Here is a 12,710-nt window from a genome sequence, read left to right as displayed (position 1 = left end):
ACGGCGTTAGGCGTGGCCGATAGCTTGTAAGTGACGGGATTAAGAGAGCAACCCCACAACACTGCAACATCGCCGCAGCACTGTGGGGTTGCTATGCCAGCGCCTACACCGACCCGAAACGTACCTCCACTGACAGACTGCCCTGGTTATCGCTCAGGCCAGCCCCGTAGCGCCCGGTCAGGTCGTCATTGATGCACAACTGCAACTCCCCCTGCTGGCCACGCGGCAATTGCGCCTGGTTGCCGACCAGGAACGGAACGCCGTTCTCACCGATACGCCCGATCAATGCGCCTTCCGCTTGACCGGGCAAGGTATAGCCTGGCTTGGCGGTCAGGCCTGGGTGGCCCGCCGCGCCGACCATGCCGGTGCCCGGGTTGGCCGTCCACTGCCCACCGGTGCACACCGCCAGTTGCCAGCTCTGTCCGTTGACCTGCACGCCGGTGCCCTGCCAGGGGTCTCTGGCTTGCACCTGCACGGTACGCTTGAGCAGGTCGCTGGCGACCACGTCGGCGGCCTGGAAGGTCAGCGCGGTGATGGTCAAGGTCGGGTTGGCGGTGCCGGTGGAGGGGAACACGCCGTCGCCGACCAGGAACAGGTTGGGGTGGTCCCAGCTGCGCTGGTCTTTGTCCACCACCGACTTGTTGCGGTCCGAGCCCATGCGGTAGGTGCCCATCAGGTGGCCAGCGCCGTAGAAGGCGTAGTTCTGGTGGTCGTAGTTGAACACCGTTTGCGCGACGAGCGTGGGGTCGAGCGTGGGGTTCAGGTTGGTCAGCTCGGTGGCGCCCATCAGTTTGGTGATGATATGCGTGGCGGCCAGGCGCGCCTGCTTGAAGCCCTCCTTGGTGTAGTCGGACAGTTCGTAGGCGATCTCTGGCCGAGGCAGGCCCAAGCCGTCGGTGAAATGCTTGCTACTCTCCACCTGGCACAGCGCATGCTCGGGGTCTTTCTCCACTTGCTCAATCAAGAAGGCCAGGCGGAACTGGCGGGTCAGCACGCTGTTGAGCTTCTGCACCAGCGCCACGCCGGACAATGCCTCGCTCTTGTGGTCGGCGCCGCCATTGTTGGTGCCGCCATTGTTTTCGCCGTCGATAAAATCGCAGACCGTGGTGTACGGATCATTCGCCGACCAGTTCCAACCCTCGTTGCCGATCTCGATACGCCAGGCGGCACGCGTGCTGCGGAACGCACCGTCGCGCATGTCTTCGATCCCTGAGGTGGACAGTGGCCCACGAAAGGGGAACAACGGCTTGCCTTCAGGCATCAGGCCCCAGGCCAGGTACACCGGGTGGTCGGCCAATGACTTGCCGACCTGGCCGCTGCTGTTGGCGACCCCTTTTGGGCTGTGCGGGCCGATGGAGTTGAGCAGCAGCTTAGGCGTTTCGATCGCGTGGGCGGCGATCACGTAGCGCTTGCCCTGAGCCGTGCCGTTCTGTTGCGTGCCGTTGTTCTGGTACTGGATGAAATCGATCCCCGTGACCCCGTTGGCATCCACCTGCACCTTGCTCGCCACGCACTGGTAGAGGATCCGCACGTTACCGGTATCCAGCGCCTTGGCCATGGTCACGGTAGCGTCGTACTTGGCCTGGATCGGGCAGATCGGCGTGCAGCTGGTGTTGCCGGCGCATACCCGGCGGCCGTTGTCGTTCTGCGAGTTACGCCCGGCCGGGGTTTGCCGCACGTTGAGAGTGATGCCCTGGTACTGCGTGCCATTGATGGCCTTGCCCACGCCCTGGTCGACCAACGATGGAGGAATGCCGTGCATGCTGTATTGGTAGCCCTGGGGGAAGGTCACGCCCAGGTAAGTCTGCAACGCCACATCGGCGGACACGCCCATCTCTTCCTCGGCGCGGCAGTAGGCGGTCTGCAGGTCGTCGTAGCTGATCGGCCAGTCGACCCCGACCTTGTACTTGCTCTGCATACGAAAGTCGTTGGGTAACAGGCGCAGAGCCGTTCCCATCCAGTGCCACATGGTACCGCCGCCCACCCGCTCGTAGGTGCTGGCGAACAGTCGCGGCCCGTTCTGTACCAGGTAGCTCTTCTGCACCTTGTCCTTGTCGTGGCTGCCGGCGGTGATCAAGTCCTGGATAGTCGCTCGCGGGGCGAACTGTTTGGCCGGGGTCTGCTCGCTCTGCTCCGGTGGGTAGGGCGACTCGGGCGCCTTGAGCACGGCCGTGTAGAAACGCTCCAGGTACTCGCTGCGGTTAGGCGGTATCGCCGGGCCCGACTCGAGCACCAGCACTTTCAAGCCGGCCAGGCCCAGCTGGTAGGCCATGACGCTGCCGGCCATGCCGGCGCCCACGACGATCACGTCGGCGGTTTCGATGTTCTGGGTGTTTAGAGTGCTCATGGCTGCTGCCCTTCCTTGGCGTCGACACCGGTGAATTGCTTGAGGGTCGGTGGCTGCTCGGCCCAGTAGCCGAAGTGGTACTCGCTGTAGCCCATGGGGTGGGATTGGGCGATTTTCCACGCCCAGCTTTCCTTGTAAGCCTGGTCGGAGACCACGCGGATGTCACCCGTGTGGGCGGCGCCTTGGTCATAAGGCTGGTACCAACTGCCAAGCAGCCACAGCTTCATGATCGAGCGGGCGCCTTTGGCGATCTGCGGGTCCGAACTGCCGAGTATGGCGCTGGCGATCTGCTCATGGGGTTGGCCTTTGATAGGGACGTACAGGTTCAGCAGTTTGCTGAACGCTTCGGTGCCCATGCCTTGCTGGGCGGTGTCGAAAAACACCGGAGGCAGGTTGATCGGGTCGACGGCAGGCGCCAGCAGCTTGGCTGACAGGCCAGTGAGCTCGGCAGACAGGTCGATGAAGTCTTGCAGGTTCGGGTCGCTCATGGCATCACTCCTTGGCACCGGTGGATTGGGCACGTTCAAGCAGAAAGGTGAAATCGGCGAAGCTGGTGCGCGGTGACTGGGTCACCCGGGTGGTCGCGTTGTTGTGGCACTCCATGCAACTGGATGAAGCCTGCGGCGTAGTGCCCTGGTTGTAGGTTTCCAGGGTGGCGTTGGCCAGGAAGTTCGGCGCAGGCGTGCCCAGCGGGTTGGTTGGCGACGGCACCTGGCAGTCATCGGCGGGGGCGGTTGGCCATTGGGTGCTGATCAACTGGTAGTTGGCCCACACCGTGCCCTTGAGCGCGCCTTGCCACTGCGCGTTGAGCTGGTGGGTTGCGGCGGTGAGCGGAATTTCCCGCACGATCTGCGAGGGCGTGGCTTTCTTCGACGGGTCCCACGGCTGCGCGGGCGGCTCGTTCACCGGGCGGTCGCTGGCCTGGGCGTTGTAGAACAGGTAGGGGCCCTTGCGCTCGTTCATGGGGGTGGTCTTTTCCGGTACGTTGCGCACGTGCTCGAAGCTTGACCACACCCACTGCGGCGCATCTTTGGTCTTGTGCACGATGTGCAGGCCGACCAGCCCGACCTTCTGCGCGTTGCACGATTCGGGGATCACCGCGCCCTTGCTCGGGTCGGCGTTGCCTGGGGTGTAGACCAGCGCGTCGACGGCGTGGAAGTCCTGCGGGTTGTCGTTGCCGCCGAGTACCTTCCAGGCCGACTTGACCATGATCGCGCCGACCTGCTTGTCCTCCTTCACGCCGCAGGAGAAGGCGATGCGGTTGTCGGCCTTGGTGAAGAAAGCCTGTTGGCCTTCCTTGCTGTACAGACCATTGTTGACGATGGTGTCGAACATCGGCTGGTTGACCATGATCGCGTTGCGCGTGTAAGTGCCGCTCTGATCGACCAGTGGGCCGGTCTTGAACGGCTGGATGGTCTCGTCGAGCACACCGGCGACCTTGCCCATCTGCTGCAGCACGGGCAGGTCACCCTTGCCTTGGCAGGCCGGGGGTAGCGGCGCCTTCTGGTTCCAGGCGACAGGCTTCTGGCCTTGGGGCAGGAAAATCTCGTAGCTCTCCTTCCACGACTCCCAAACCGTCTGCCCCGGCGCGCCGATCTGCGCCGAGGTGTTGGCGCTGCCGTCGGCGTTGGCGGGCCAGTTCAGCGCGACGAAGGTCTGCCACGACAGCACGTCGAAATCGTGTTGCAGGTTGTCCAGGGTGAAGGGGGCATTGGCGGTGACGTCGAAGGGAATCGCAGGTGACAGCGGCGGCGGGCTGGCCGCATCGGCCATGGCGAGCACGCTGGTGAAGCTCGCACCCAGGCACGCCAACCGTTTCAAGGTTATTTTCATTATCGTCTCCTCAGCAGATAAAGCGTCGGGACGACGAGGCGTACTGGCCCTTCATGGACCGATAGTTCAGCGTTATCCCTTACGCTAGGCTGAAGGCTAGCCGTTGCGCTTGAACCGCCAGAAATATCCGACTAAAGGTAGGGATAAGCAGGAGGGCTCAGTGGGTGGATGGTCCGGGGGCGATGTCGAGGAGATGAAGGCGGGGCCTTCATCAAGCGCCAGGTTGGCCCCCGGCAGGATTAGTAGGCGCGTGCCTCTTCTCGGCTGGATGGGGCACCGCTGCGTTCGAATAATCTATGCGAAAACTCCAGCACCGCCAGCAACAATTGAACGGCACCCAGCACCAGCAGGAAAGGTGAAGCGCCACTGCTGACGGCCACTACCTGCACTACCACTACGATCACGCGTAGCAGGGCGCTGAGACGGGCATGTTCGCGTGTAGGGGCTCGCCAACGTACAACGCCCCACACAAGGTATGCCCAAGCGCCGATGTTGAGCAGGAACATAGCCGTGGGGTCGAGCGCCGAGAAGTGGCTGTCGAAGCCCAGTTGCAAATCAACCCATTGGATCAGTGCATAGGCCCAGACGGACACGATCGGCAAAGCGAAGGGAGCCATCGCGAGAATGTCGTATGCAGCGCCGACACGTACGATTTTTTCATGGGTGGATTGGGTCATTGCGGGTCTCCTCCTGGAGTGGCTGGTTCAACAAGTCGCGGATTTCCTGGAACTCACCCGATTTCAGTCCAAGATGATGGCGCTCGGCCAAGACCTGAACGATATGCGCAGCGCGGGATTCTGCGTCGACGATGTAGCCGGGCACTGCCGCCCGTTGGCGGAGTGCGACAAGGTCACTGAAGCGTTCGTCCGCCGCCATGATGGTCTTCGCCACCGTCGTCTGGACGTTGCAGAGCCCCAGCACGGCAAAGAATGTGTGTGGGTTTTCCAAATGATAGATTTTTGCCAGAGCGTTCAGCGCCGCCTTGGAGACCGAATATGAGAGCATCCCGGCACGTTGGCGCAGTGCCGAAATCGATGATGAAAACACCACGGTGCTGGGAGGCTGCCTCGCACTCAGCAGGATATCCAGGACCATTTTCACCGCGCCCAGGTTAAGTGCCAGGACGCTGTTGAACTCCTGCATCGAAGTTTGCGTGGCCAGTTGTGGAGGGCTGCCGAACCGACCCGCATTCAGGTAGACGGTGTCTACCGGGGCAGGGGAGCGCGACAGCAACGCCTGCAAGGTTGCCGGGGCGCGGTCGATATCGGTCAAGTCGCACCTGAGGAAGTGAAAGCGCTCCTGTGACGGGATATTGGCCGCAGGATTGCGTGATACCGCGAGCACCTCGTCGCCCCTGGCCAAGTGATAACGTGCCAGAGCGTTGCCGATACCGGTGCTCACACCGGTGATCAATATGCTAGCCATGATTGCCCCTAGAATTTACCGATGTGATAGCCGCCATCGGCACTGAGCACCGAGCCGGTGATGTAGCTGGATCTGCGGCTCAACAAAAACACGATCGCGTCGGCGATTTCCTCTGGATGGGCAAAGCGTTTCATGGCGGTCACGTCACGCTTGCGCTGGGTGTTTTCCGGATGGGCCGCCAGCCGTTCCGCAGAGTTCATACCGCCCAGTGTCGGCCCGGGCGCTACGGCGTTGACGCGTACGGCAAAACCGGATCCGCTGTCGCAGGCATTCTCCATCGCGGCGACCTGCGTCAAGGCATTGAGCGCGGTCTTGCTGGCGACGTAGGCGGCCTGATTGGCCATAGGCATCACGCCCGCGCACGAAGACACATTGACGATCGCCCCATCGGGGTACCGGCTGATCAGTTCCAGTTCTTTTTGCAGGCAGTAAAAGGGGCCGTTCAGGTTGGTGTGGATGACCCTGTCCCAGTCCTGCGGTGCGCTGGTCGCGATCGGCGCGTAGGGGGCGGTAATGCCTGCGTTGTTGATTGCAAAGTGCAACTGATCCACCTCGCCAGCCACCGTCGCGAATGCCTCGGCTACCGAGGTGTGCGACACCACATCGCAAAAGATGAACTGCGCCGAAGCCCCCAGTATCTCCAGCGCGGCGTCGGCCTTTTGCTGGTTCCTGCTCATCAGAAACAGGCGTGCGCCCGCTTTGGCCAGTTGTTTTGCCACCGCCAGGCCGATGCCGCTGGCACCGCCGGTAATGACGATGTTCTTGTCTTGAAATTCCATGTTATTGATTTCCGTAGTGGATGTGAGCGGGACGCTTGTAGTTCTCATTCACGCAGCAATACACCCGGTCGAGTTGCGGGTTGCTCTTGTCCCGAAAGCAGTTACCGTCAAACCGGCATTGCTGAACCTTGTCTTCATGGCCGGCGAGCGATTTGTTGATCAGGTCGTTATCGGCAAAAAGGGCTCGGCTCATACCGATCAGGTCACAGTGACCCAGCTGCAGTTGATTTTCTGCTTCCTGCAGGGAGCCAATGAAACCGGCATAGCCGACCGGCAGCGAGGTGAATGACTTGATCAGGCGTACCCCTTCGACGAACTGTTGCTGAATCGTCGGATGGGCAGACAGCATGTAGCGGAAGGTTTCCTTGATGGTGATCGAGCACATGATTGCCGAGGTCCCGGCGTTTTCCAGGGCCGCCACCACATCCTGGAGCAGTTCCGGTTGCTGCCCGTTGGCGCCTACGCAATCATCAATGCCCAGGCGCACGGAAACCTCCAGCTCTCCTGCGGTAACCCTGTGAATGCGGTCGATGACTTCCAACAGAAACCGTGCTCGCTTGAGCGGGCTGCCGCCGTAAGCGTCATGGCGATGGTTGGTCCAGGGCGATAGAAAACTGCTCAGCAGGTAGCCATTGGAGGCCTGAAGCTGGACCATCCTGGCGCCGGCCTGTCTGGCTCGCAGAGCCGCTTGAGCAAACTGATCGCAAACGGCGTCGATGTCCTCGACACTCATCTCCAATGCCTCGGCGCCGCGGCTGCCGGATAACGCACTGCGGCTCGGGCAAAGCAGCGGTTGGCCGCTGATCTGTGTGCCACCTTGGGCGCCGTAATGCTGAAGTTGCACCACCACTGGACAGTCCCGCTGGCGACCGTACTCCACCAGCGGCGCGAGCTTTTCCACGTTGGCATGGCTGTGCAGGCACAGGCCACGCGCATGCAGACGCGTGGAGGGCGCTATGGAGGAGTTGCCCAGCACCACCATGGCGCAGCCACCGTCGATCACATGGTGATAGAAACTGAGCATTTCCTCGGACAGCGAACCGTCCGAGGTAGCCAGGTCGATGCCCATCGGCGCGAAGTACACGCGGTTTTTCAGCGAAACGCCCTGACCGATCATCAGTGGGCGTTGTGATAACTCATAGCTCATGGGCGCAGGATCCTCATGCCACGATTTGCTCGGGGGCCAGAGGGTCAGGTGAAGAGCCAGCGTTCCATTGCATCTGCCCGGCAAAGAAGCAGTGGCACTTGATCGTTTCACGCAGTTCGCTGGCCTGGCTCTTGGACAGTTTGTCGAACACCAGCACGCGCTGGTCGGGTTCGCCGGTGGAGCAAGTCGAAGCAACAGGCAGGCTGAGGAAGCCGCCCCCTTCGATATACAGCGATACGGTCGTGACCGTGCTCCAATTGATGCCTTCGGCCTGGTGAGTCACCAGCACGCCCAGTACCGAGAGCAGGCTCAGCCTGGCTTGCAGCGCACTGTCGGCGTGATGCACGAGGATGTTCTTGGGCAAGCGATCGGAAGGGGTGAACCAGTGATCCTGAGGGTAGTTCAACGAACGCATGCGTTTGAACAGCGGTAACTTGATCACTGCGCCTTGCAGCCAGAGACGCGATACCAGCCGGCCGTTCTGATAGAAGTTTGCGCACTTGTCGATGGACTTGGGTTGCGATCGCTTCAGGCCGTGGGTCTGTTGCACCACGACTTCGACCTCGTAAGCCGATTCGGTGTAGGCGTTGAAGGAAATGCGCAAGTCTTCGATGGAAATGGAAACCGCACCGCGCTGATGGCCCAAGTAGTTGTAGACGTAGTGGTACATGGCTTGCCTGGCCACTTCGATCAACATCAGGCCCGGCACATGTTCGTGCTGCTTGTTGTAGAAGTAGTAATTCTTGGTGTCGTTGATCAACAAGTAAGAGCCCTGCCTGGCCTTGTCCCACTGCGCGAGCGCCTCAAGGCATTCGATCATGCGTATTACCTGGTCGGGCGGTATTTGGGCATCACCGCCTTGGAAATGCTGGGCCAGGTAGCGTTGGGCTTGGTGGGGGATGAATTCAGCCGTGAGGATGAAGCGGTCGTCGCACTCGGTATAGAAGTCAGCCAGGCGGATCTCGAAGGTGGAGAGTGTGCCGGCCTGTTCCGCACTGAGGGTCAGGGGCAGATGGCGCAGCACATACCGGCCGTCTTGGGCACGGTACAGCTGTTTGAACAGGTCCTGATCCTGGGGGGGGCCAGCCAGTATGTCGGCACCGATCGAAGCGCTGAGAAAGCTGGGCAGAATCAGCCTGGGTCGACCGATCAATACATCCCTGGGTGTGTCTTTGTGCAACAGATGAGGGTCAATTGAGTCTGCGCTGTTCATGAGTTGCGATCTCCAAGTGAGCGAGTTGGGGAATGTAGGGGGAGACGGGACAGCAAACGCTTGATGATGAGCCCATGTACCGGCGCCACCGGCAGCATGTACAGGCGGCCGAACGTGTTGAAGGTCTTGACGGAGGTGGTGATATGCAGGCAACGCGGTTGCGTGAGTGTGGTATCGATCGAGACCATGACCGCCAGGTGGGTATCGCGTGAGGTCAGTACCAGCTTCTGTGCGCTGATGGCTTCGATGGTGAAGAAGTCGAGCTTTTCGCCGACCACCGGGGCGCACTGGGGTGTGACACCCGAGAACCCGCCGATCCGCTCGACGTGAAAGTGCTGTGAGATGCTGTCGCGCAACCTGAACGCGCCTTTGAGCCAGGCGGGCGTCGCGGCGGTCATCTGGCAGTACAGTTCCAGTGGCGTGGCTTGGGTGTCGATGAGTGCGCTGGCAGAGTGCAGAAAACCCAGTTCGTTGCGCGCGGCCACCAGGCTGGCGCACGGTGGGATCTGGTTATTTGACGTCTTCATGCGTGAGGGCACCTTATTGCAGCAGGGCGATTTGTGCCTGCTCGGCCTGCAACAGCATGTTCTCGTAGAGTTGGTCGGCGCTGGCCTGGTCCTCAATCACTTGTGCGGCGACATTCCGAGCGGTGACGTCGATTGATTCGTCATCGATGAACACCGATTCGTAAATCCCGACTACAGGCAGGTAGATGCCTTTGACGTACGCCACCGTCTGTTGCAAAGGCCTGAGCAATTCATCCAGGGTGTAACGGTTGAACCCGCCGGCGCGGTAGCCGGTGGAGGGCGCACCCACTGTGGTGATGATCATGAATTCCTTGTCTTTGAGCTTGTCGCCGCCGCGTGCGTAGGCATAGCCTGGGGTGAAGACTTCATCGATCCACTGTTTCATGATTGCCGGGCAGGAATACCAGTACAACGGAAACAGCAACACGATGCGGTCATGGGCATTGAGCAATGCCTGCTCTGCACCCATATCGAACCCGGTGGGCGTCACCGCGCTGGCCAGGCTATGGACCTTGACGCCACGCTGGCTGATCTTGCCCATGATCGCGGTATTGACGCGGGAAACCGAAAGATCAGGATGGCCAGAAATGACAATGACTTTTTTCATGTAGATCGTGTGTCCCATTTATAGTCGGTTGGAATGCCGATGCAGTGTTATTTAAGAGCAGGCGCCTGAGGTTGTAACCTAACCTTTTGGGGAGTCGGCTCGGCCGACTTGCCCGCAGCGGCAGGCCATTTGCGCTGCTTCAGGCCACTTCTCGATCAGCCAGGCAGGGCGGCACACTGATCCAGTTGGCCATGATCTTGTGCCCGTCGATCACGGTCAGCTTGCCCTCGCAATGAGCGTCGAACCCCGCGTTGCGCAACAAGCGGGTAATTCCCGGCGGCGATACCGTGATCAATTGGCGAACCTTGTGGCAAGCGGCGACCTTGAGCACTTCGTGCAGCAGCGCCACGGCGTTGGGCGATGACAGGGAGTGGCCCGTGAAGGTCTGTTGTTGCAGGTCGACGGCGGCAAACCGGGAGATTTCCCAGATGTGCGCAGAATGAGGGAGTGCCTGGCCACCCAGCACCTGGGGGAACACTTCCTTGAGCAGATAGGGCTTGTGCGTGGGCAGCAGCCGCGCCACACCGACGATGTGCGGGCCTTGACGGGCGATCACGTATACCGTGTCGTCGCGGTCAAATTGGTCCAGTTCCTTACCGACCGCACAGTCCAGATGCCACCCAAGTTTTTCGACAAATACGCGATAGCGATACAGCAACAGGGCCTGCCACAGCTCGGTCGGTAATGTCAGGCGCGTACCCGTGGTTATATACATGAGGAACCCTCGGCAAAAAATCGAGGGGCCATTCGGCAGAATAATCGAGCACTTAGGTACTGCTCTTTTGGGCAGGTGTGTCGTAAGGGGGCGCGTATTATTGTTGTTGTTCACACTGAGCGACATTAACGCATCAGGGGGGCGCCAATCAGGTGTGTGTCAGACGAGCAAACCCAGTGAAGTGGCGCGCACGACGGTAGCGGTGCAGTTATGCACGCCCAGTTTCGAGCCTGCATTGCGCAGGTGGAATTTGATGGTTTCCCGCGATAGCGAGAGGATCAAACCGATCTCGTGGGCGGTCTTGCCATCGGCTGCCCACTTGAGCACTTCACATTCACGCTGCGACAGGGTTTTTTCCTGCGGTAACTGCCAGTGCGGCGTCAGCACGCGCAAGAACCCCTGATGAGCGACATGCACCAAAAACCGCATGTATTTTTGATTGGCAGCAAGCTCTTGTGCCGTAATAGGGTCATTGGAGCGCGCCAGTGTCAGCATGCCGCCGCTGCCGCGGCCGTCCAGGCAGGATTGCGCCCAACCATGGGCCAGCCCGGCGCCGCGGGCTTCTTCCCACATCTGCGGGTTTTGCCGGGTCATTTGCTCGTCCCAGACAATCGGTATCGTCGATTTTGTGCAGTGCTGTACCGTCGGGTCCACGGCGATGTATTTGCAGTGGGCGTAGCGTTGTCGCCATGAAGGCAAAAAATTATTGCTCATCACGATTTTGGGGCGGGTGACGGGGATAGGGATTCGGATTCCATAGGCGCAATAGTCGAACCCCAGGTGTTTTGCCGTGCTGACGATCCGAGCCAACAATTCAGCTTCGGTTCGGGCATTGTCGATCGTGTCCAGCACATCATCCATCCACTTCACTGTCATTCTCCTTGAATTGACCTTTACGCTCTATCTGCGCCGAAAACCATGACGGCACTACGCCGGTGTCATCAACGGTGTGGGTTTAGATGCTCGGCGTTAAAGTTAGACACATTTATGCAGCGCTCTGGGCCTTCTTACTTCAGGCGCGAGAAGGCGTTGCAGGTATCGCGATACGCACCTTTAAGAGTGAGCAGTGGAGCGTGCAAGGGGCGAACTCCATTTAGCCGGTGTCCTGATCAATTTCAGCGGGGGCAGCTGAGGTAAGGCGTGTAAGGGTAGTGCTGCGTAAAGTTGCTTTACAAGCAGGCGGGGGCATTCTTCATGTTGGTTTCATTTGTTCGGCTTCGCGCCGAGTTGTACGCAGGGCGCGAGGTGATTTCGTCAAACTTCTGATTCGTTTCGGTGTTAAAAGCCCGCGCCTACAGAAGTGACATGTTGGGGTGGTATTGTTGCGCCAGATTATGGAGGACTGAACATGACATTGACGGTCGACACCCTGCTCGAATTGGCCATGGCCAACCCTATCAATGCGCAAATCACCGCGCGCCTGCCGGATCTTGGTGTGCAGCAGTGCATGCTCACGGCGGGCTGTTTGTTCCAGGCGGTGTGGAACCATCAGGCGAATCTGCCGGCGGCTCAGGGCGTGAAGGATTACGACGTTTTTTACTTTGACGAGGACCTGTCCTACGAGGCGGAAGACGCGGTAATTCGTGCGGCGCAGGGGCTATTCCAAGACCTGGGGGTGAATGTGGAGGTCAGGAATCAGGCGCGGGTGCACCTTTGGTATGGTCAGCGGTTTGGCCGGCCTTACCCGCAGTTGCATTCGGCTCGGCAGGGGGTTGACCGTTACCTGGTGGCGGGTACGTGCATTGCGCTGGATATTGCCTCGGGCGAGGTGTATGCGCCTTATGGATTGGAAGATGTGGAGCAGGGCGTGCTGCGCATCAATCCGCTGCACGCGGAGCCCGAGCTGTTTTTGCACAAGGCCCGGAGTTATCAGGCGCGTTGGCCGTGGCTCAAGATAGTCGAGCCGGGCTGAGCCCCAATGCTGTAGGAGCGAGCTTGCTCGCGAAAATCGTTAACGATAACGCGTGCCTTCAGATTAAACGCGGCGCCCGTGAGTTTTTCGCGAGCAAGCTCGCTCCTATGTATGGACTCGCCCCCACTTTCAACCCGCTTTTCAAACATTGGTACCCGGTTGCATCTATGTATCAGGCCTATCCGAGGAAGCTCCAAACAGCTTC

At 60.1% G+C, this 12,710-nt stretch carries 13 protein-coding genes and 1 pseudogene; 2 read left to right on the top strand and 12 right to left on the bottom strand.

The genetic code is table 11. From position 1 onward, the window contains the following. Positions 1-103 precede the first annotated feature (103 nt). The 12 genes from JJD66_RS22745 to JJD66_RS22690 form a co-directional block, all read right to left on the bottom strand. Positions 104-2,347 carry a GMC oxidoreductase gene (locus JJD66_RS22745; RefSeq protein WP_200649086.1) on the bottom strand — a complete coding sequence of 748 codons (2,244 nt, stop codon included), beginning with the start codon at positions 2,345-2,347 and terminating at the stop codon, positions 104-106. After that, a complete protein-coding gene (locus JJD66_RS22740; RefSeq protein WP_198716516.1) occupies positions 2,344-2,835 on the bottom strand; it encodes a sorbitol dehydrogenase in 492 nt (163 codons plus the stop codon). Before JJD66_RS22740 ends, JJD66_RS22745 begins: the two co-directional genes overlap by 4 nt. A gap of 4 nt (positions 2,836-2,839) precedes the next feature. Next, positions 2,840-4,180, bottom strand: a complete 1,341-nt coding sequence (locus JJD66_RS22735; RefSeq protein WP_200649085.1) for a cytochrome C — start codon at positions 4,178-4,180, stop codon at positions 2,840-2,842. A 239-nt stretch (positions 4,181-4,419) separates the two neighbouring features. Continuing rightward, positions 4,420-4,857 carry a hypothetical protein gene (locus tag JJD66_RS22730; protein WP_072447925.1) on the bottom strand — a complete coding sequence of 146 codons (438 nt, stop codon included), beginning with the start codon at positions 4,855-4,857 and terminating at the stop codon, positions 4,420-4,422. Then, on the bottom strand, positions 4,838-5,605 hold the full coding sequence (locus JJD66_RS22725) for an SDR family NAD(P)-dependent oxidoreductase (protein WP_200649084.1): 768 nt from the start codon (positions 5,603-5,605) through the stop codon (positions 4,838-4,840). The genes JJD66_RS22730 and JJD66_RS22725 overlap by 20 nt, the downstream gene beginning before the upstream one ends. Before the next feature lie 8 nt (positions 5,606-5,613). Beyond that, entirely contained in the window at positions 5,614-6,384 is a 771-nt protein-coding gene (locus JJD66_RS22720) for an SDR family NAD(P)-dependent oxidoreductase (RefSeq protein WP_200649083.1), read from the bottom strand. Position 6,385: 1 nt separating this feature from the next. Beyond that, complete coding sequence (locus tag JJD66_RS22715; RefSeq protein WP_200649082.1) at positions 6,386-7,531, bottom strand: oxidoreductase; 1,146 nt, start codon at positions 7,529-7,531, stop codon at positions 6,386-6,388. Positions 7,532-7,544: 13 nt separating this feature from the next. After that, positions 7,545-8,744, bottom strand: coding sequence for an AfsA-related hotdog domain-containing protein (locus JJD66_RS22710; RefSeq protein WP_200649081.1), 1,200 nt, complete (start codon positions 8,742-8,744; stop codon positions 7,545-7,547). Beyond that, a complete protein-coding gene (locus JJD66_RS22705; RefSeq protein ID WP_096143277.1) occupies positions 8,741-9,271 on the bottom strand; it encodes a DUF2867 domain-containing protein in 531 nt (176 codons plus the stop codon). Before JJD66_RS22705 ends, JJD66_RS22710 begins: the two co-directional genes overlap by 4 nt. A 13-nt stretch (positions 9,272-9,284) precedes the next feature. Further along, a complete protein-coding gene (locus tag JJD66_RS22700) occupies positions 9,285-9,878 on the bottom strand; it encodes an NAD(P)H-dependent oxidoreductase (protein WP_052199940.1) in 594 nt (197 codons plus the stop codon). Between the two features lie 139 nt (positions 9,879-10,017). Beyond that, positions 10,018-10,593 (bottom strand): acyl-homoserine-lactone synthase, encoded by a 576-nt coding sequence (locus JJD66_RS22695; RefSeq protein WP_186563074.1) that lies wholly within the window; start codon positions 10,591-10,593, stop codon positions 10,018-10,020. Between the two features lie 159 nt (positions 10,594-10,752). Continuing rightward, the gene (locus tag JJD66_RS22690; RefSeq protein WP_230960017.1) at positions 10,753-11,454 is read right to left on the bottom strand and encodes a LuxR family transcriptional regulator; all 702 of its coding nucleotides are present in this window, start codon (positions 11,452-11,454) and stop codon (positions 10,753-10,755) included. Between the two features lie 487 nt (positions 11,455-11,941). Between JJD66_RS22690 and JJD66_RS22685 the strand changes: the two genes are divergently transcribed. Both JJD66_RS22685 and JJD66_RS28175 read left to right on the top strand, forming a co-directional pair. After that, positions 11,942-12,505 carry a nucleotidyltransferase family protein gene (locus JJD66_RS22685; RefSeq protein ID WP_198716510.1) on the top strand — a complete coding sequence of 188 codons (564 nt, stop codon included), beginning with the start codon at positions 11,942-11,944 and terminating at the stop codon, positions 12,503-12,505. Positions 12,506-12,528: 23 nt separating this feature from the next. Continuing rightward, a pseudogene (locus tag JJD66_RS28175) lies at positions 12,529-12,710 on the top strand (hypothetical protein); the annotation flags it as partial.

Source organism: Pseudomonas sp. MF6751 (assembly GCF_016613265.1).
In the GTDB taxonomy this organism is placed as follows: domain Bacteria; phylum Pseudomonadota; class Gammaproteobacteria; order Pseudomonadales; family Pseudomonadaceae; genus Aquipseudomonas; species Aquipseudomonas fluorescens_BV.
This window is presented reverse-complemented; position numbering and strand designations above follow the sequence as displayed.